The organism is bacterium, from assembly GCA_026416715.1.
Lineage (GTDB): Bacteria > UBP4 > UBA4092 > JAOAEQ01 > JAOAEQ01 > JAOAEQ01.
The window spans coordinates 21,909-43,602 of sequence record JAOAEQ010000004.1; the positions used below are offsets into that span (position 1 = coordinate 21,909).

Consider the following 21,694-nt stretch of genomic DNA (forward strand, 5'->3'; position numbering starts at 1 on the left):
AACAGTTAAATGAATTACATCAGACACTAAACTGACGAGGTTCGAATCCGGGAAATCCTTTTTTGCTCTTATTCTATATTTTTCACCAATTCCGTTATCAAGATGCTTAAATTACAACTTGTTTTTTGCGAAATATCCAATACTTCTTCATGCGTCAGTTTCGCTGGAGTTATCCCAGCCCCGAGATTGGTTATGCAGGATATCCCGAGAACTTTCATTCCCAGCTCATTCGCAGCAATTGATTCGAGTACCGTTGACATTCCAATCATATCCGCTCCCATTTTTTGAAACATCCGAATTTCAGCCGGAGTTTCATAACTCGGACCCTTAGCACCGATATAAACTCCAGTTGCAACCTGTAACTTTTCTTTTTTTGCTATATTTAAAGCGAGTTGAATTAGTCGTTCATCATAAATCGGCCGACCCCATTGGGTAAAGTCATCTCCGAGTCGGATAAACATAAAATTTATCTGGTCTTTGATTATAACCAGAGAACCGACCGGAATCTTCGGATTCAATCCACCTGCAGCATTCGTTAATATCAAAGTTTCAACCCCTAGTTTAGCTAAAATTTGTATAGGATATAATATCGTTTCAACCGTATGTCCTTCATAGAGATGGAATCTACCCTGCATAATTGCAATCGGGATATTCTGGCATAACCCGAGAACAAGATTCCCGTGATGTCCTGCGACCGTCGGTTGCGGAAAATGCGGAATTGAAGAATAGGGTATAACCGTTTTAGAGCAATCAATAATCCTATCAGCGACATTGCCTAAACCTGAACCGAGAACAATACCAAGTTGGGGTAATATGTTGCATTGAGAATGAATATAAGCTACCGTTTCTTTTATTGCGGATTGTGGGAGCAAAATTTTAGAATGAAATTTTTGGATTTTATTCTTTCTCATACGGTTTTCCGACAGCTGCCGGCGGTGTTGACCGACCGACTATTCCCGCTAACGCGATTATTGTTAACAAATACGGTATCATTTGGATAAGCTGGGTTGGAATCGCATACCCAGCATTCTGCAAATGGATTTGGAACGATTCCGCAAATCCAAATAGCAGACAGGCAGCCGTCGCCCCGAGCGGAGTCCATTTCCCAAAAATCATCGCCGCTAATGCGATAAACCCGCGACCGCTAGACATTCCATCAGTAAACTGATGCTGGTCGAGTGCAAGATATGCGCCACCGAGTCCGGCAAGAATCCCGCTGATGAACACACCAGCATACCGCATTCCGCTAACGCTAATTCCGAGCGTATCCGCAGCTGCAGGATGTTCACCAACCGCACGTAACCGTAATCCGAACGGGGTATAATATAGAATTCCATGACTGCAAATAACGATTCCTATCGTTAACAAAACAAATGGATTGGTTACCGGAACCTGTTCCAGCCCTGGGATATCCCAACTCGGCAGTCCAGCAATCCGTTCGGAATTAGAAGCACTTCCAAAAATGATTTTTAACATAAACTTGGTGAGTCCTACCGCTAAAAGATTTAATGCTACTCCGCTAACAATCTGGTCTGCTTTATATTTCACGCAAACGAACGCATGGATACTCGCTAGGATAACTCCGCCAATAATCCCGCCAATTAATCCTAACCACGGATTACCGAGATAATATACCAGTAACACCGAACAAAACGCGCCGGTTAACAGCATTCCTTCCAGAGCAATGTTCACCACACCGGACCGTTCACTGAACGTTCCACCTAACGCTGCGAGTATATAAGGAACAGAAATTCGCAGCGTTTGTCCTAGCATGGTAAGCGTAAGAATGTCCATAAAAAAATGATAAAATTAACCGCTGAAATTGCAACGTACGCTTATAAATTTTTCCACCGTATCAGCGTTCCCTACTGCGGCAATGAATAATCAATATGGTTATATTTCGAATTTGTGATTATTTTACCTTTGATAAAGGGTAATATACTTTTTCGCCGAGGCATCCCAGGAAAAATCTGCTCGCATCGCATTCTCGATTAATTTCTTCCACGCTGTTTTATTCTGATATACCGCTAATGCCCGTTGAATCGTGGTTAGGAGCGCTTTCCCAGTATATTCTTCGAAAACGAATCCGGTACCAGACTCGGTTGCAGGATTATAATCATCAATCGTATCCGCTAATCCACCAGTTTTCCGAACTATCGGAATCGTTCCATAGGCTAAACTAATCATCTGGCCGAGTCCGCACGGCTCGAATTTCGATGGCATCAGAAACATATCACTCCCGGCATAAATCAGTTTCGCTAACCGAGCATCAAATTTAAGGTTTACTGCAATCTTTTTCGGTGCTTGCTTATGTAATTCAGTAAACAACGCATGATATTTTGGTTCGCCCGTACCAAGTATCACTAACTGGACATCGAGCTGCAGTAGTTCTTGCGCAATTTCAGCGATAATATCAAATCCTTTTTGGTCAGTCAACCGGCTGATTAGCCCGATAACCGGAATATCTTTCTTACGAGGGATTGGCAATTTATTCTCTTTAAGCAACATGCGTTTATTTTTTTGTTTTCCGGATAAATCTGCGCGAGAAAATGATGCCGCTAATTCCGGATCGGTTTGTGGATTCCATTCTTCATAATCTATTCCATTGATAATCCCGAACAAATCGTTTTTTCGTTCAATAAGCACTCCTTCTAACCCGCATCCATATTCTGCAGTTTGAATTTCGCGACTATACTGTTCACTAACGGTGGTTAAGGTATCAGCGAATACCAGCCCTGCTTTCATTAAGTTAATATTATGATAAAATTCGATATATTTCGGAGTATACGTCCAGTCTGGCATCGCTAGTCCATTCAATCGTTCTGGTGGGAATATCCCTTGGTATGCAAGATTATGGATGGTAAAAACGGTTTTAACCCGATTCCAAATATATTCTTCGTTCGGATATATTTTTATATATGCTGGCAGTAAACCGGTTTGCCAATCATGACAATGAATAATATCCGGTCTCCAGTTTAGATACTTGCATAACGCAAGTGCGGCTTGACAGAAAAATGCAAACCGTTCCGCATTATCCGGATAATCTTGTCCCTGAACTTGATATATTTCATCACGACCGAAATTATGCTCGTTCCCGATAAAATATATTTCAACCGGACTATGCGGGAGCACCCCTTGCAGAATAAACGCTTCGTTCTGTAACGCTGGAGTAGGCCAAGGGATTGTTATTTTTGTATCACTAATTAACTGAAGTTGATAGCGCTGGTGATCAATTTTTTTATATTTCGGAATAACAATTTTAACTTCGTGCCCGAGTTTAGCTAATGCTTTCGGCAGCGAGCCGATGACATCAGCTAACCCGCCGACTTTCGCAAACGGTGCACATTCTGCAGCAACAAATAAAATTTTCATATAGGTATCTCCTCTAAAAATGGATTAACACATAGTTGAATCAATTTTTACCGTTTTTTAAGTATACCATATAAAAAAAGAATAAACAATCTCGAGTTAAAAAACAAACTCACCATTGGTGAGTTTGTTTAAGTATAACAAAATCAGTACAAAACAAAAATAACCTAGCCTCATTTTGGTTGCATGTGAGTCCTCTGGAATTAAGTGTTAAATTATCAACATCGCATCACCATAAGAATAGAACCGATACTTCTCTCGGATTGCTTCTTGATATACTTGAAGTATCTGCTCTCTACCAGCGAACGCTGAAACCAGCATTAATAAGGTCGATTGCGGCAGATGAAAGTTTGTTAATAAAGCATCAACTATCTTAAACTTATATCCCGGATAAATAAATAAATTCGACCATCCTTGCCCTGGATGTATCCATCCTTGTTCATCAGCTACAGTTTCTAGCGTTCGAGTCGCAGTAGTTCCAACAACAACAATCCGATGTTGATTCTTTTTTGCAGTATTAATCATTTCAGCAGCTTGTTTTGAAACCGAATAATATTCAGATTCCATTTTATGCTCACTAATCTGTTTAACGCGCACCGGCTGGAATGTTCCCGGTCCGACATGGAGGGTAATGGCAACGATTTTAACCCCTTTATTTTTAATCTTCTCGATTAGTTCTTCTGAAAAATGGAGCCCGGCAGTTGGTGCAGCAATAGACCCGTTGTATTTCGCATAAACAGTCTGATACCGACTTTTATCGAGTTGTTTAAGTTTAACGGAATCAGATTTCCGTTTAATATATGGCGGAACCGGCATTTCACCAAATTCGGATAATAACTGATTCCAATCCCCAGAATAACGAAACTCAATTTCACGCCGACTCCCCTCAAGTTTCGAAACGATTTTCGCTTGTATTTTTCCATTACCAATAGATAAAATTATTCCCGGCTGGCATCGTTTCGCTGGACGGGTTAATGCTATCCATCGGTCATTTTTAATCCGGTGGATTAATAATAATTCAATTTGGTTGCCCGATACCGAGTCCGTTGCCCATAATCGAGCGGGGATAACCCTGCTATCATTAACCACCAAAATATCATTTGAATTTAGATACTCAACTAAATCTGGAAAGAGTTTATGTTCAATATTTCCGGTAGTTCGATGATACACTAGCAGGCGAGATTGGCCTCGCTTTTCCGTAGGGAATTGCGCTATGAGTTCTTTCGGTAGATAATAATCGAATTCAGCGGTTAGCATTTAGGGGAAAAAGGATAATAAATAGGGTTTCAACCTAGAAATTCCATGATGGGCTAAATCCCAAACATTTTATCCATTTATCATAGCTAATTTTACAGTTAGTTTCCATTGATTATTTTCGGAGACCCAGCACATCCAGCATATCATAGATACCTGCAGGTTTATCCACAATGAATTTCGCAGCGCGAATCGCGCCAAGTGCAAAGGTATCCCGTGAACTCGCCCGATGCGTTAACTCGATTCGTTCACCGATTCCGCAGAAATAAACGGTATGTTCGCCGACCATATCTCCGCCGCGAACCGCATGAATCCCGATTTCTTCTTTCGTTCGTTCTCCGGTGATTCCTTTCCGACCGAAAACTGCTACTTCTGATAGTGTTCGCCCTAACGCTTGCGCCGCAATATCTGCAAGTTTATTTGCGGTTCCGCTCGGTGCATCCTTTTTCCCACGATGATGCGATTCGACAATTTCGATATCAAACTCAGCACCAAGCGTTTTCGCTGTCTGTTCAACGAGTTTGAATAAAAGATTGACTCCAAGACTCATATTCGGCGAAAACACGCAGGGTATTTGCTGACCGAGATTACGTAATTCATTCAATTGTGTAGTAGAAAATCCGGTGGTGCCGATAACCATCGGTTTTTTTGCATATACCGCTACGCCAAGATGGTCGAGGGTTGTTTCGGGGTTTGTGAATTCGATGAGCACATCGCCAGCATGGATTATTTTATCGAGAGTATCGGTTATCCGCACATTCAGCGCATTCCCTAACCCTAGGACTAAACCGATATCTTGTCCGAGTTGCGGATGATGCGGATGTTCTACCGCACCAACGACTTTAACTGACATAGTATGAACTGCGTTCGTAATAATCCGTTGTCCCATTTTACCGCACGCACCGGAAATGATTAGTTTTATCATAATCCTACCCTCTAGAGCCCACAGATGAACACGGATATGCACTAACCAAACTAATCTGCGATCATCTGTGGTTAATATAGTTTGATGAAAATTCTACCATGAAGATGTAAGACTTGGACAGTGATACAATTGATAGCTTACCGTTTCGGGATTATTGCTGCTGGAGTATCAAGTTCAGTTCCGAAATAAGACAGCTCAACGGGAACATTTGGCTTAGATAAAGTTTTTCCTTCTATAGGGACTTCCCAACCGTTCGGTTGTTGTGCTCCAGTCCAGTTGTAAGCATCGTTGATACCGTACCCATCAGGATATCGTTGATATGTATAGGTCGTATTACCAGAAGCTAAAGGTCCGCCATCGAACCCGACTTGGTCGAACCGAACAGTATTCTGATTGAACAAGTAGAAATTATCACTTAAACTTAATCCTGCTGGATTCCCTGCAGATGTAGGATATGAGAACGTTAGATATGATGTTGAACTAATATATCCTGAAATTGTTAGCAAATCGTCTCCGTCTGATAACAGCCATCCATTCAGGTCAACTCCGTTCTGGCTAGAATTATATAATTCAATCTGATTTAACGGAGATAAAGCGATTTCATTCAGTTTTATTGGTGAATCACCAAGGTTACTAGGATTACCTTGATTTGCGCTGCCGGAAGTTCTAATTCCGGTCATGTTGAAGTCCGCACCATCGTCATCGGTATCCGTTCCATTTGGTAACCGAGAAATAGAGATTCCTGCAGTCGGGTCTATCGGTGCTTTTCCTTGATTACCATAGGCGACCCGATCAATGGTTACCGATGCACTAGTTCGTAATACGATGATATCTCCATCCTGAGCAAGTTTACTCGAGGTCGATATTACCGAATATCCATTACCGAGAATATTCATTGCAGTATATGTCGTAATGACACCAGCTGAACTTGAAACCAGTTGCCAGCCAGATATGTTTACCGTAGTATTTTCAGCATTATATAACTCAATATACTCACTGAATTTCGCTTTAAACTCATTGATAACCACGCGGGGTAAACTTGCTTCTGTTCCGGTAGGTATACCCGATAATTCGATGGTATTTGTATCTTCATTAAACGCATAATCTACCGCACGGATAATATAATAATAAGTGGTACCGTTAGATACAGCTTGGTCAGTAAAACTTGTTCCGCTTATCCCCGTATAAATCGGTGTAGTAAAATCAAATATTCCGCTGGTGGTTGACCGATAAATATTGTAGGTGATAGGCGGGGTAACATCCGAGGCTGGAGCCCAGAATAAGTTCAACTTTCCGCCGGTGCCAATATCCACAACAGCGGTAATTCCGCTAAACGCTGGTGCGGTTATATCTGCTGTAGTAAGTTGCCGTATCCAAATAGGCGCTGTCCAGGCACTATCTCCATCAGTTTGAGTTACTTTAACATAGTAATATGTTTCTCCGGGAACCGTTGGACGAGTGATGATGAGTTGAGTTGAACTAGTAGAAACATTTATCGTGGTTAATATCGAAGCTACTGCACCGCCGATACCATTTAAATCTCCATAAAGCCTGACCGTGGTAATTCTATCATTAATATTGGTATCCCATGCCGTAATGGTAAATGTTACTGTGCCGGTAGTTCGTGCATATTCTGACCCTTGAAAATGAGTACTATCGGCAACGAAAATAACTGCTAATGTTTTATCCTGAGTAGCGAAAATTCGCCGTTTCCGGAAAGCGTTCAGGATTTCGGTTTTCGTTAACGCAGTAGCTAATACCCCGGTTCGGTTCGGAGTCGATTTCCCCCAATTAGGGTTATGATTATCTTGGTTAGCTGTTGGTGCGAGTTTCCACCCTTTGTTGAGAAACGTTTGAAATTCGGATTCGTAATTTGAGCCCCGGTCAGATTCTGTGGTAGAAGTAGAAAATGCGGGTCCGTTCTGAATTTCAACTGATTTGATATAATTTGCCGCTACCGTATTGTAAGCGAAAGAATTGAACATATTCGCTGCGTCCGGATGATTGAATTGAACGAACGCAACTTCCGGATGCGCAGGTAGCCACGTTTGGTAGAAGCTGTTCCATTTCCCATTTGGAATATTGACCCGACTGTTGGCTTCATATACGTTCACATGACCGGTATCGTAAGTGAAACATTCCTGACCAGCGATAGCGACGAATATTCCATCGGCATTATAACTACTCGCAGCTGATAACAATGATGTATACGTAGCATCGGAAATCATATGATTATGGGGAGTGATGGCGAAGAAATGTAATCCTGCGGTATACCGAGCATAGTTAAATGCTTGAGCATACGTTCCGCTGCCATCATCGCCGCCGGTTACCGTATGCGAATGCAAGTTCCCGTAATAAATGTTATACCCAAAAGATATCGTAGCCCCAATGAGAATAAACAATATACTTGTGAATAGTAGTAATATTCGCCTCATGGATAACCCCGTAAAAAAATAAACTACACTAGCTCCTCCATAGAAAATTCTACCGCAACTACTCTCGATATTGTCTATGTCTGAATAGACACTGTGGTTTCTTATTATAATAGTAAGTATATCGTAATTTGCTAGGATTAGCAAAAGGAAATTTAGGTAAGAAGTAAGTTTGGAATAGCTAGAATGCTGATTGTACCGTTACTCAGGTCATATTGCGGATTGCAAATTGCGGTTTTTTGATTTAAGAAAAGGATTTAAGCGTTTTGTGGATTCCATTGATTTTTCACCTCTTTTTCCACGGTAAATCTGGTACTACCGCTGGTTCTTTAAACGGACCGGCGAGTAGCGCGTTAAATCCGGCATCGTTATTTTTCGCTAAATCATCGTAGGCGTAAAGGACTATGCCTTTAGTCCCGAACTCGCGAGTTAAATAAATATGCTGAACGAGTCGTGATATTGGGTAGTCCTCTTCTGAAAATCCATACGCGCGTAATCCTGGAAAAACATATCGGTTCCCAGTATATTTCAATGCAGTCTGGATATAACGATATACGATATCAGTATGAGTATGGTATATCATTGGAATGAGATAATCTGCGATACCGAGCGAAAGCCAGTTCGTCCAATCCTGTTTATTATCACGTTTCGCCCAATCCGGATTCGGTTTCACCGCAACCGAGATTACCAAGTCCGGTTTCGCTTTCGTCGTTTCAAAATAGATTCTTTTTAGCAGCCCGGTGATTTGGTCGCATTGCCATTGTTGCCATTCGACCGGTCGTTGTTCCGGTGTGCGGTTATAGAGCATAAAAAACCGGGTTAAGCTCGGTTGGTCGTATGAATATTCACCGGGTACTTCGCCTTTATCCGGATACCGAAAATGGTCAAGATGGAGTCCGTCTATTTCATAATCATTGACTAGCGCATAAAATACTCTACTCAAATGTTCTTGCACTTCCGGATGGCCAGGACTGAGAAAATTATAGAACCGTTTCGCATCCATCCGTGAGCCGGATTTTTCCACCATCAACCAGTCCGGATGTGCGCGATAGATATGTTCCGCTGATTTCGGCAGATTCTTTTTTGCACCACTCCATACCGGATATACATTCACCCACGCATGAACTTGCAACCCTTTCGGATGCGCTAAATCGAGAACCATTTGTAACGGGTCGAATTCCGGGTCTTGATTCGCGAGGTCTTCAGCGCGCGGTTCGAGATGCGTTTTATAATATGCATCCGCTTCCCCGCGAACTTGAACGAATAACGCATTGAAATGATACCTAGCGGCTTTTTCAACGATCGTCTTGATATTATCCGGATTCGATATCGCCCATCGGGGTATCCATAACCCCCGTAACTCTTCCTGCGGGTACACCAGACTCGTTCCTACTATGATTAAAATGATACCCAATAGACTACATATTCTATATTTTCTAAATCGCATAATCGTCTATCGTAAAGCTATAAGTCTACTATATATGGCTGATTGTTTATCCTATAATGATTATATATTATATCAGGATGTCTACGGAATATTTATATTAATTATAGACTCGAAAACGCAATGGTTAACCGCGTTCTGTGTATCCCAATGATTGTTTCTATTATACAAACATACCTAAATGACGTACCATTGGTTCTCGTTGTGGGTTCAGGGTTTGAATTCACCGAAACAGAAAAAACAGAATCAGAGTATATAGAATAAATAGACAGAAGCGATAAGATGAGAGTAAAATATATACCTATGTCGATAGTTAACCATCCCAGTATTTAACCGATGTATTGCGAGAAAGGATTGAGTTATGCAGTGGGATAAGCTGATTCATGCAGCGCAACAAGTCAGAAAAAATGCCTATGCACCATATTCGCAGTTCAACGTTGGTGCCGCGCTGGTAACTTCATCCGGGAAGATATATACTGGTTGTAATGTCGAAAATGCGTCGTTCGGATTAACTATTTGTGCGGAACGGAACGCTATCGCAGCAGCAGTCGCGAATGGCGAAAAGAAGATTACGGCAATTGCGATTGTTGCGGATACCGAGGAATTAACACCTCCTTGTGGTGCATGCCGGCAGGTAATCTATGAATTCGGAAAAAATGCAGCGGTTATGCTCGCGAACTTGAAAGGGAAAAAGAAAATATTCCGAATAACCGAGTTACTCTGCGAACCATTTAACTTTCATAAGAAAACGAAACGTTAACCGCAGAGAATGTAGTACCCGCAGCGGATTATCTGACCGCTTCTTTTTGTCTAACTCTTTCCATGGATTGGTCATGCGCTTTTGATAGGAGAACTATCGCTAATGTTGCTCCGATCAACGCCATCAGCATATCTTTTTGCGCATCAAAAATATCTCCTTGCATTCCGAGCCATTCCGCTCCTTCTTGCGGATAGAAAACTACTACCATCCACCATTCCAATAACTCATAGAATGCGCTGATAGCTAGACAGACCGCAATGCAAATGAATCCGAGCCAACCGCCAGGTTTCAGAGGTGTTTTCCGTAGAAGCACTTCCCGAACGATGAGCGCTGGAACAAACCCTTGCATGAAATGCCCGACTCGATCGTAATGGTTCCGCGCAAGATGGAACGTATCCCGTAACCAATTGAATACCGGCATTTCCGCATAGGTATATTTCGCGCCGATTGCGAGTACTGCAAAATGAATTCCGACCCAGATATAGACTAATCCAGAGAATCGGAATCGGTTGTAAATGACTATAAGAATCCCTATACCGATTAATCCTAAAGCTAGTTCAAAAAGCCATACGGCATAATCGAACGGGTTAATTGCAGACCAGATGAAAAACATTCCTGCAATTATCAGCATTATTATGAACGGTTTATCCTGTTTCATCAACTAATTATCATATCATAGTAGCTCCTTTTTTGAAAGGAAAATGATAGCGGAGTGTCTACGAACGAGATAATATCTCGTTCGTAGACACTCCGCAGTAACCCCTCTCGCAGTCGGATTAACATTATAGAATCAAGAAGTTGCAGAAACTTGTTTTTTCAGTATAACATTGTATATCGAACACAACTTAATTATTTACGGAGGAAGGTATGTCTGAATTAAAAGTTGGTATAATTGGGTTAGATACCAGCCATAGTATTGAGTTTACCCGAAGATTGCAAGCGCCGGATTGCGCGCCTGAACATAAAGTTAATGGAATGAGAGTCGTTACTTGCTTACGGTTTCCGTCAGCGTTCCAATCCGAACCCGACCAGGATAAACGGCAACAGATTCTCGAAAACTGGGGAGTTAAAGTTACCCGGAATCTGCAGGAAGCGGTCGCTGGCGTTGAGGTTTTAATGCTCGAAATTAACGATCCGGAACTGCATCTGGAATATTTCAAACAAATCGTCAGGTTTAGCAAACCGATTTTTGTGGATAAACCGCCAGCGGATACGGTTGCGCATGCACAGGAAATTGGGCGGTTAGCGAGCGAGAACAATGTGCGGATATTCAGTGCGTCATCGCTACGGTTTGCGCCGGAAGTTCTCCGAATAGCGAACGAAATACCGGATTCGAGAATCTGTGTATCCATCGGTTGTTTAGGGAAAGCGCCGAAAGGGAGTTCGGTAGTCTGGTATGGAGTTCATGCGGTTGAGATGGTACAGCAGGTGCTTGGAGTAGGTGCAAAAAAAGTCGTTGCCTATCAAGATACGCTCGGAATCGTTGCGATCATCGAATATACCAATAATCGGCGGGGCGTAATTCAGCTGACGGAAAATGATTATCAATATGCCATCATGGCGCAGGATGCGAAAACTAAACAATATTATAATGTGGATACCTCACGGTTATATACCGATTTATTAATCCGAATCCGGGATTTCTTTAATGGCGGGAAAGAACCGGTCGCTTGGAAGGAATCCGTTGAAGTCCAAGCGATTTTGAATGCTATAGACGAATCGGTTACCGCTGGGAAAGAAACGATAATCAAAATTTAGATTTTTATTAGGAATCTCAAAACCCGTAGGGGATAACAGATTTTATATGAGAAACAATTCCCTGGTTATACGGGGTATATCGGCTATAACCTGCAGCTAGTTAGTGCCTGTGTGTGAATAGTCCCAAGAGCTTGAGCTAGGGGTATCAATATTTTCTATTAGGCAGTAATATTTTTATAAATTAAATGAATGCAGGTCTCCTAAAATTATATCCGCTCATTTTAATAGGAGCTATCGTTTCCCCATTGCATATGGTAGCGGTTGCCCGAACAGGACAAATCCCGGGATTCGAATTCAGCCCATATTTTCAGGAGCAGGTTAAAAGTTATACTTTTGATACTGATGTAAACATCGTTATTAACGCTCCTGCCGAGAATCGGTTTAACCCGAAACGACCGATTAAACTGATTCTCTATTTTCTGCCGAACGGGAATACCATCGAACATACTATCGGAAAAAAGCTGAAACCTGGCGATGACTGGCATTATAATATCCAGCATATCGGCGCTCAAACCCGACGATTGCGGGAAGTGATTACAAAAGAGAATATTATTGTCGCCTATCTAACGCCAACGTTTCGAAGCTGGCCGAGCTGGAGTGCGACCCATAAAGAGAACCGAAATCAATTAGTCCTGCAGATACTCGATTCGGTTACAAGCCAGCTTCCACGTCCGCCGGATGAAGTGATTCTTTCGAGCCATAGTGGCGGTGGTAGTTTCATTTTCAATTATCTAAATAGTGTTGAGTGTATCCCTGATTGGATAACTCGAATCGCATTCCTTGATAGTGTATATAACTATAATGATGAAGAGAACAAACACGGGGAGAAACTGATTGAATGGTTGACTCGAAAGCCGAACCATTATTTGAGTATTATTTCTTACGACGATCGGAATATTATGCTTGATGGCAAACTGGTCGTTGGTTCGACTGGTGGAACCTATCGGAAAACGTATAAACTCATTGAACGGTTCCAGCAGGAGATTCCATTAACCGTTAGCTCAACTGGAGATTATCTTCGCTGGCGAGGACTAAACGGGCAGGTTGATATCATCATTCATCCGAACCCGGAAAATAAGATATTGCATACGGTTCTGGTTGAGAAGAATGGATTTATTCATGCAATAACCGTTGGAACAAAATTTGAAAATAAAGCGGGAGTATTTTGGGGTCCAGTCGCGTATACGAAATGGATTCAAGAAGATTAAACGCTCCCGTAACGTTCACTAGGATAACTCGCAAAGAACGCTAGGAATCCTAGATAACTTATGGAACCATTTAACGTTTCAACCAATAAACTATTCAACAAGGAGAAACCTATGAATCAACCTGAACAAGAGCAAAAACCGGTTGCTAAACCGAAACAACGCGTTGAATCCATAGATGCGTTTCGCGGGTTTACCATTTTTGCAATGATATTCGTTATCATGGTCGCCGGATATCGGCAGCTCCCATTAACGTTTCCGCATTTCGGGAGTGTTCCGGTATCAACATTTAAACATGCCGGAGAAGATGATGGACCAACCGATTGGATGTTATGGAAACAACAGAATCCGAATTCAAAATATACCTATCGCTTAGCCAAAGTTGATGCGGAAACCGCAACTCGGCGATATGATGTTTCGGTTATCGGTGAAAATGAAGAGACGATAGCTTCGTTTAAAGAGGTTCCGGTATGGACTTCAAAACCGTTACATCCGGGAGAAGAAGTAGTTGCGGTATATTCCGATTCAGGAACACAACCGCGGTTTCAGCAACGCGGTATCGGATGTACGTTCACCGATTTAGTTGCCCCGTTTTTTGTATTCATCGTCGGGCTATGTATTCCGTTAAGTCGGCAGAAACGCGGCGCACAATGGTGGAAACATGTAGGATTTCGAACCATCGGATTGATTATCGCTGGCGTGATTTATATTTCGTTAATTCTAAAGTTTTCCTACTGGTGGGGGATTTTGCAAGCGATAGGAGTCGCCTATTTTATGGGTGCAACGTTTATGCTGCTACCAGCTTCAGCGAGATGGATTGCGGTGTTCGTTCTTGCTGGAGTGCATAGCTGGTTAACCTGGCATATTCCATGGTGGGTTGAATTAGGCGATAAATCCAGACCGTTCTGGACGATAGTTACTCCGGATGGAGATATGCTTCGTCCGTTAACCGTCCATTGCACGCCTTGGGGTTCAATTTCATACGGTATCATCACTATTATCGGAACTTTGCTCGGTGAAGCGGTAGCGACTCGGGATAAACTGAAAATTTTAAAACAATCAGTTTTGGTCGGTATCGTGTTTACGGTGGTCGGATATCTGTTGCATCAATATCATCTGCCGATGCATAAAGAGTATGTTTCTTCATCCTATGCGTTATTTACCGCTGGTATCGGCGCAATAACCTTCCTTATCTTCTATTGGCTGATTGATGTCTGGAAACTCAAATGGGGCTGGGCATGGTTTTTCGGTGTCTTCGGAGCGAATGCGCTACTTGCGTATTTCATGCAACCGGTCGTTCGGATATTCATTTCTGCAATGGGATTCTATGACGGATTAAAAGGACATATTGGGTGGACTGGTGTAGTAGCTGGACTAGAATGGACAATGTTACTCTGGTGCGTGGTGTTATGGTGCAATAAGAAAGGACTCTATTGGAAATTATAATATATAATAAATTGAACATACGAACAGTTTGCGAAATAGGTAAATAATTTGGTTCTGAATTATTAGAATTAGAAAGCAAAGTCCGAAGTTCGGACTTTGCTTTTTCTTTTAGAATCAACCGTTCTGATAGATTTTTCTCTTTGAAAAAAATCGGAAATTAGCATATAATTTTGGCACTATGTATGTGTTAGAGAAGTTGAAGGGAGGACTGATTGTTTCCTGCCAGGCGCGACCGGATGAACCGTTCTATGGTTCGCAATATATGGCGTTATTTGCGAAATCCGCTGAACTCGGTGGTGCAGTCGGAATCAGAGCAAATACACCAGCAGATATCCAGGCAATCCGGCAAACAGTTTCGCTACCGATAATCGGTCTCTATAAAATCCAAACTCCCGGGTTTGACGTCTATATCACTCCTTCGAAACAAGCAGCGGAACAGGTCGCTGCCGCCGGTGCAGATATTATTGCGATCGATGCGACGTTACGCTCCCGTGCAAGTGGTGAATCGGTTAAAGAAATTATTGAGTATATCCATCGAACGCTGAACAAACTCGTTATGGCAGATATTTCGACTCTCGAAGAAGGAGTTGCTGCGGAACAATCTGGTGCAGATATGGTAAGTACTACGCTTTCTGGATATACTTCATATAGTCCACAACAAGATGAACCGGATTTAGCGCTGGTTAAACAATTGGTAGCGCACGTAAAAATTCCGGTTATTGCGGAAGGAAGAATTCATACTCCAGAAGAATTAGTTACGGCATTTGAATATGGGGCGTATGCGGCGGTAATTGGCGGAGCGATAACGCGACCGCATGTGATTACCGCACGGTTTGTTAATGCAATACAAAAAAGAATACAACGATAACATATCGATTACGGCGATATACCCCGTATCGCTCGTTTCGGGAATGTAATCACCGTTATCTTATTTTCAATGATTATTGATAAAGAAACGATTATTAAACAACTGCGTCAGTTTGGGTTATCGCCCGGAGATGTAGTAGTTTTGCATAGCTCGTTATCGAGTATCGGCCAGGTTATTGGCGGGGCAAATAGCGTTATCGATGCGTTAATGAATGTTATTGACCCGAATGGGACGTTGGTTGTTCCGACATTTACCTTTTCATTTAAACGGTTCGGTGAGAAACCCCCGCCGTTCTGTCCGACCGAATCCGCATCGTTATGTGGGTTGATTTCTGATACTCTGTGGCGCAGACCGGATGCACATCGGAGTTTACATCCGACCCATTCTGTAGCGGCAATCGGTTTTTTTGCACGCGAGATGGTTAAAGGACATGATAAAACTACCCCGTTAGGAATCGGGAGTCCATATCATAAATTAAGTCAAATTGGCGGGCTAGTGATGTTACTCGGAGTTGGACCAGACCAGAATTTTTTGTTATATACAGCAGAAAAACTCGCTGGAGTACCGTATCTGCATATTTCTTATTCTGATGATAAAAATGGGACCGAAATTGCGCGCGTGAAATCCGGAGATGAAATTATTGAAGTGCCAATATCTGAGGTACCGGGATGTAATGCTGGGTTTGTTAAAGCTGAGTCACTCCTTCGAGAACGAGGGATTGTGGAAGAAGGTATGGTTGGTAAAGCAAAAACCGAATTGATGAAAGCGGAAAATGTAATTGAGGTTCTATCAGAACGACTACAGAGCGACCCGTTCTTTCTATTATGTGATAATCCGGGATGTCAACTCTGTGTGAAACGGAAACGTATCACTCGGTCGAAACTGCGGGTGAATAAGCAAAAACGCAGTATCCATAAGACATAACGTATAATCTATACTCGGTTATGATATAGTTCACAATTCATGTATGCAAATTAATAAAACGGAGATACACCGAATTCTCATCATTCAACCAAGCCGATTAGGCGATTGTGTTTTTTGTTTACCTACCGTTTCCTCGTTACGGAAAGAGTTCCCGCACGCATATATTGCCTGGCTGGTTGATGACCGATGTAAAGATATTGTTATCGGGAATCCGGATTTGAATGAAGTGATTATTTTCGAGCGGAGCCGTTTCCTAGATCTATGGGAACGGAGAAATTTCCGAGAACTCTGGCGGTTCACTATGCAGCTAAAACGAACCTTGCACGAAAAACAGTTCGATTTAGCTATCGATTTAAATGGATTATTTAAATCCGGTCTCTTAGCATTATTAAGCGGTGCTAAATATCGGATTGGCTCGTATAACACAGTTGGAATGCGGGAATTGAGTTATCTATTTTCAAAAGAGGTTCCGATACAACCGGCTGAAGTTCATGTCGTTGACCGGCATCTTGCGACTGTTCGCTATCTTGGCGGACAACGTAATGGTGTTTATTTTCCTATTGTTTTTTCGGAAACGGATAAACAGGTGATTCAAGAGATTTTCACAACTAATGGAATCACGGAACACGATACTCTGGTCGTGATTCATCCTGGAGCCGGCTGGTTAACCCGGCGATGGTTTAAAGAACGGTTCGCGCAACTTGCAGATAAACTAATTGAGAAGTTTAATGTTCAAGTTGTGTTGGTGGGGGGGCGAGTTGGTGGAAAAGAAGAAAATGGGTTATCCGAAGAAATCGCGAATATGATGCATCATCCGGTATTGAATCTCGCTGATAAAATTTCTATCAAACAACTGGTAGCACTCCTGCATTATACTGATTTATTTATTGGCAACATTGCGGGTCCGCTGCATATCGCTACTGCGGTTGGTGTTCCCGTCGTGGCAATAGTCGGGCCAACTGATCCGGCAGTTGATGGGCCGTATGGCAATAATGCGATTATCATTCATAAAAAGATATCCTGTAGTTTCTGCCGGAAAAAGAATTGTCAAACCTTAGAATGTATGGATAAAATCACGGTTGATGAAGTATTATCCGCAGCGGAAATTCTATTAAAGAGAAATACAAAGAGATAACTGCGTGTTTTCCCACCCGAGGATTTTAATTGTAAAGATGAGTTCTATCGGTGACGTTATCCATGCGTTACCAGCAGTAAAAACGTTACGGAATCATTTTCCAGATGCGGAACTCGATTGGGTTGTTGAAGCGAAAGCAGCCGATATTTTAGTAGGGAACCCGTTAATTACCAACCTCATTTTATTCGACCGAGAGAAAATAGTTCGTTATTTTAAGTCCGGTCATTGGATACAAGGATGGCGTGAAATTCAAACGTTAAAGCAAAAGTTGCAGGAACGCAATTATACGCTATCGATAGATTTACAGGGTCTTGCTCGTTCAGCATTTATTGTTATTCTTGCCAAAGCAAAACGGAAACTCGGATGTTATGGGATGCGGGAGTTAAGCTATTTAGTTTCCAGACCGCCCAAGGCTAGGGTCCAAACCGATGTGAGCCCGAACCATTCATACGATATGACACCGAAGATAAATGCACGTTCTACGATATCTAATCCCGAAACGCTGCATGCAGTTGACCGATTGCTCGAAGTGATGAAATCAATTGATAGTCAGATTGTTCCGGTCATCGAATTTCCGATAGCGTTGACGGAAGCAGAATTCAATTTTGCGGATGAGTTTCTGAATCACCATAAGGTTAACCTCGCTATTCCGATTATTGGAATCAATCTCGGTGCATCCAATCCGTTAAAACGGTGGCAAAAAGAAAAATTTGCTGAATTGATTGACCGATTATCGACAGAGTTGCAGTATCAGGTTATCCTTTTCGGTGGAGAAGCGGATACTGGAATCGCACATGACGTTATCAGGTTAACCCAATCGCCACCGATTAATGCCGTAGGAAAAACTACCTTACGGCAACTAACCGCACTGATTAAACGATGTATAGTATTTGTTTCCGCCGATACCGGTCCCTTACATATTGCCGCTGCGGTCGGTATCCCCGTAGTAGCATTATTCGGTCCAAGTGATCCGAATAAAACCGGTCCGTATACTACTCAAAAAATAGTTATTTGGAAAAAGCCGAAGTGTAGCCCGTGTTCGTTTACCACCGAATGTGATTACGGTCACAACTGTATGCAGCGCATAACGGTTAACGAAGTAGTTTTGGCTATTCAAGAGTTAACCACGAAATCCACAAATTGAGTGGAATATTAACTTACTGTAGGGTTAATTTGCGGTATCATTATGCTATTAATCTACAATATTTTGCTTCATTTATCGTTAATAATGTTGCTTCCGTTTTATCTGGTTAAAGCGAAACGAACTGGGGTAGATATTCGATATTGGTTTGGATTTATCCCGCCAGAATTACATACTGGTTCTAATGTAAGAAAAACCATTTGGATCCACGCAGTTTCAGTAGGGGAAGTAAACGCGGTAAAACCGCTCATAAAAAAAATTCGAGAATCAAATCCTAGTCTACGGATTATCCTTTCCACGGTTACCGGAACCGGGCAAACAGTCGCTCGGCAGTCAGTTCCGGAAGTAGACCAGTTTATCTTTTTCCCATCCGATTTAATCTGGAATCTCCGTCGGTTATTTAAGTATATTAACCCGCAGTTGCTGATTTTAGTTGAAACAGAACTCTGGCCTAATCTGATTTCATTATGTGCAAGTCGTTCGATTCCGATTATGCTTATTAATGGCCGGATTTCGCCCCGTTCATTTATGCGATATAAAAAAGTGCGCTGGTTTTTCCAGCCATTGCTGAATAAAATGACTTTATTCTTGATGCAATCGGAAACGGAAGTAGACCGAATCCGAACCATCGGCGCACCGCACCATAAAATCAAAATTACCGGCAATATCAAGTTCGATATTTCCATCCCAGAATTAACCGATTTGGAAAAACAGCGATATCGTGCTATGTTCGGATTTGAACCAAGCCAACCTGTCTGGTTAGTCGGGAGTACCCATCCAGGCGAAGAAAAACTTATTCTTCAGGTATATAAAGCTATCCGTGCAACACAACCTGAATTAAGATTGATTCTGGTTCCGCGCCATCCGCATCGGGCTGAGGAGGTAGGTAAAGAAATCGAATTGCTAGGACTACCCTATGTTCGCAGAAGTCAATTACCTCCTGAATGCGCTACCGACCGAGTAAACAAAGCATTCACAAAAGCTCTATCACCTATACTATCAAACCCTGATTCTCCGGTTCGGGTTAAGAACTCACATTCGATTATTTTAGTTGATACCGTCGGTGAATTAACGAAGTTATATGCGTTAGCCGATGTCGTTTTTATTGGCGGAAGTTTGGTACCTATTGGCGGACATAATGTTCTGGAACCGGCGACCCTTGGAAAACCGATTTTATTTGGACCGTATATGCATAATTTTGAGTTTTGTGCAGAATTATTATTATCTGCCGGTGGTGGAATTCAAGTTAACAATATTCAAGACTTAGAATCACAACTGTCAGCATTACTCGAACAACCGGAACTACGACGTCAATTAGGAGAAAAAGCGCGTTCGGCAGTAATTGCAAACCAAGGTGCAACCGAAAGAACATTTGAAGAAATCAAAAAATACTTGAATTGATCTATACATGCTATGCTAGTAAAAGTAACAGCTTATTCGATCGATTTTCCATGATACCCATGCGTTCGATACATCACTTGGTGAACGTTGATACAGCAATTGCCTATACCTACAATCGGATAATCCTGTATCGCATACTGGGTTTATGGTAAAATATTAAAAACAATATACGCCATAGATATATGAAAAATTAAGTGGCGATAGCAATCATCGGAGATTTAATGGTTAGGCGAGATGAACTCGCCTTTATGTTATGATATTACCAATACTAATTTTTTTCGCAATCGCAATTATTTTCCACGAGCTAGGTCATTTCCTAGCGTGCAAACTGTTTGGGATTCGGGTAGAAGTATTTTCGATTGGGTTCCCTCCGAAACTGGTCAGTAAAAAAATCGGCAATACGGAATATGCGATTTCCTTAATTCCACTCGGCGGATATGTTAAAATCGCTGGACAAGATCCAACCCAAGAGATTACGGGGGCACCGGATGAGTTTGTCTCACATCCACTCTGGCATCGAGCGCTGGTGGTTGTCGCAGGACCGGTATTCAACATTTTAGTTGCGCTTATTCTGATGTATATGCTATTCATAATCGGGACAGAAGTGAATACGTTCTCGAATACTATCGGAATCGTTACCCCGAATTCACTTGCTGACCGCGCAGGATTAAAGCCGGGAGATAAAATCATTGCTATTGATGGGCAAAAAGTCAAATATTGGGACGATATATATACACTTTATGGCAAAACATCTGAGGTCGTTCCAGCAGAAACAGGAACGAAGTCAGAAGTTCGATTAACTGTTGATCGAGCAGGGGATAAACTCGAATTCATCTTACCGAGATTGAGCATAAAGACAGCCCAGCTTGATCTTGAAACCGACTATGGATTACGACCGTATGTGCCTGAACCGTATGTTGAAGTAGAACTTGTTGCCCCGAACTCGATTGCATACCGTGCTGGACTGCGTCAAGGAGATAAAATTCTGGCGATAAGTAATCTCGCTGGTGCGACTACCTTTCACAGTATTATTGACGGCATACATCATTCACCAGATACATTATTAATCTTAACTGTCCAGCGGAATAATAATATTTTTCCAATCCCGGTGCGACCGGAATTAGCAACTCCGGATGCAAAATATGCTACGATCGGATTTATCATAAAACCGCCAGTAACCTATAAAATTAAACATTCACCGGTTGAATCAATACAATTAACTTTTATTTCAGCCCTGCGCATCGTTTCTTTAACTGCATCAACCGTTGCCGATGTTTTCACTGGGAAAATGCCGTTACGAAAAGCATTCGGTGGACCGCAATCTATTGCTATTGTTGCGCAACAGCAGGCGAACCTCGGGATAACTCAGTATCTGTTTCTGGTAGCACTACTCAGTTTCCAGCTTGGTATCATTAATCTATTTCCTTTTCCAGTACTTGACGGGGGACATCTGCTTTTATATACGATCGAAAAAATTCGGAAAAAACCGTTTTCAGTTAAAACGCTGGAAAATATCTCTAGATTTGGGGTGGCGGTGTTAGTTTCGCTAATGTTGTATTTTATCATTAATGACCTGATTATGTCAGGAACCCTAACTAAATTCTTTTAAACCAAAGTTTGGTTTAATGTAAC

Annotated in this window: 18 protein-coding genes; 10 read left to right on the forward strand and 8 right to left on the reverse strand. The window is 42.0% G+C overall.

From position 1 onward, the window contains the following. Positions 1-68 precede the first annotated feature (68 nt). The 7 genes from N3A72_02350 to N3A72_02380 form a co-directional block, all read right to left on the reverse strand. A complete protein-coding gene (locus N3A72_02350; GenBank protein ID MCX7918450.1) occupies positions 69-911 on the reverse strand; it encodes a purine-nucleoside phosphorylase in 843 nt (280 codons plus the stop codon). After that, positions 898-1,794 (reverse strand): ABC transporter permease, encoded by an 897-nt coding sequence (locus tag N3A72_02355; protein ID MCX7918451.1) that lies wholly within the window; start codon positions 1,792-1,794, stop codon positions 898-900. The genes N3A72_02350 and N3A72_02355 overlap by 14 nt, the downstream gene beginning before the upstream one ends. 123 nt (positions 1,795-1,917) lie before the next feature. Continuing rightward, complete coding sequence (glgA, locus tag N3A72_02360; protein MCX7918452.1) at positions 1,918-3,372, reverse strand: glycogen synthase GlgA; 1,455 nt, start codon at positions 3,370-3,372, stop codon at positions 1,918-1,920. Positions 3,373-3,579: 207 nt separating this feature from the next. Beyond that, complete coding sequence (gene queA, locus N3A72_02365; protein ID MCX7918453.1) at positions 3,580-4,626, reverse strand: tRNA preQ1(34) S-adenosylmethionine ribosyltransferase-isomerase QueA; 1,047 nt, start codon at positions 4,624-4,626, stop codon at positions 3,580-3,582. A 112-nt stretch (positions 4,627-4,738) separates the two neighbouring features. Further along, the gene (gene dapB, locus N3A72_02370; GenBank protein MCX7918454.1) at positions 4,739-5,548 is read right to left on the reverse strand and encodes a 4-hydroxy-tetrahydrodipicolinate reductase; all 810 of its coding nucleotides are present in this window, start codon (positions 5,546-5,548) and stop codon (positions 4,739-4,741) included. Between the two features lie 137 nt (positions 5,549-5,685). Then, positions 5,686-7,983, reverse strand: coding sequence for a CehA/McbA family metallohydrolase (locus N3A72_02375; protein MCX7918455.1), 2,298 nt, complete (start codon positions 7,981-7,983; stop codon positions 5,686-5,688). Between the two features lie 283 nt (positions 7,984-8,266). After that, complete coding sequence (locus N3A72_02380; GenBank protein ID MCX7918456.1) at positions 8,267-9,427, reverse strand: family 10 glycosylhydrolase; 1,161 nt, start codon at positions 9,425-9,427, stop codon at positions 8,267-8,269. Between the two features lie 358 nt (positions 9,428-9,785). Between N3A72_02380 and N3A72_02385 the strand changes: the two genes are divergently transcribed. Continuing rightward, complete coding sequence (locus tag N3A72_02385; GenBank protein ID MCX7918457.1) at positions 9,786-10,184, forward strand: cytidine deaminase; 399 nt, start codon at positions 9,786-9,788, stop codon at positions 10,182-10,184. Positions 10,185-10,212: 28 nt separating this feature from the next. Here the strand turns inward: N3A72_02385 and N3A72_02390 are convergent, their stop codons facing one another. After that, complete coding sequence (locus tag N3A72_02390; GenBank protein ID MCX7918458.1) at positions 10,213-10,842, reverse strand: DUF2238 domain-containing protein; 630 nt, start codon at positions 10,840-10,842, stop codon at positions 10,213-10,215. Positions 10,843-11,051: 209 nt separating this feature from the next. Between N3A72_02390 and N3A72_02395 the strand changes: the two genes are divergently transcribed. From N3A72_02395 to rseP, 9 genes are all read left to right on the forward strand, one after another. Continuing rightward, positions 11,052-11,942, forward strand: coding sequence for a Gfo/Idh/MocA family oxidoreductase (locus tag N3A72_02395; protein MCX7918459.1), 891 nt, complete (start codon positions 11,052-11,054; stop codon positions 11,940-11,942). A gap of 185 nt (positions 11,943-12,127) precedes the next feature. Then, entirely contained in the window at positions 12,128-13,150 is a 1,023-nt protein-coding gene (locus N3A72_02400) for a hypothetical protein (GenBank protein ID MCX7918460.1), read from the forward strand. Between the two features lie 111 nt (positions 13,151-13,261). After that, complete coding sequence (locus N3A72_02405) at positions 13,262-14,593, forward strand: hypothetical protein (protein MCX7918461.1); 1,332 nt, start codon at positions 13,262-13,264, stop codon at positions 14,591-14,593. Positions 14,594-14,771: 178 nt separating this feature from the next. Continuing rightward, entirely contained in the window at positions 14,772-15,461 is a 690-nt protein-coding gene (locus N3A72_02410; GenBank protein MCX7918462.1) for an N-acetylmannosamine-6-phosphate 2-epimerase, read from the forward strand. 69 nt (positions 15,462-15,530) lie between these two features. Then, positions 15,531-16,385 (forward strand): AAC(3) family N-acetyltransferase, encoded by an 855-nt coding sequence (locus N3A72_02415; GenBank protein MCX7918463.1) that lies wholly within the window; start codon positions 15,531-15,533, stop codon positions 16,383-16,385. 43 nt (positions 16,386-16,428) lie between these two features. After that, positions 16,429-17,520 (forward strand): glycosyltransferase family 9 protein, encoded by a 1,092-nt coding sequence (locus tag N3A72_02420; protein MCX7918464.1) that lies wholly within the window; start codon positions 16,429-16,431, stop codon positions 17,518-17,520. 4 nt (positions 17,521-17,524) lie between these two features. Further along, complete coding sequence (gene waaF, locus N3A72_02425; GenBank protein MCX7918465.1) at positions 17,525-18,664, forward strand: lipopolysaccharide heptosyltransferase II; 1,140 nt, start codon at positions 17,525-17,527, stop codon at positions 18,662-18,664. Between the two features lie 84 nt (positions 18,665-18,748). Then, positions 18,749-20,062: a 3-deoxy-D-manno-octulosonic acid transferase gene (locus N3A72_02430; GenBank protein ID MCX7918466.1), complete on the forward strand. Its 1,314-nt coding sequence runs from the start codon at positions 18,749-18,751 to the stop codon at positions 20,060-20,062. 253 nt (positions 20,063-20,315) lie between these two features. Continuing rightward, positions 20,316-21,671, forward strand: coding sequence for an RIP metalloprotease RseP (gene rseP / locus N3A72_02435; protein ID MCX7918467.1), 1,356 nt, complete (start codon positions 20,316-20,318; stop codon positions 21,669-21,671). Positions 21,672-21,694 lie beyond the last annotated feature (23 nt).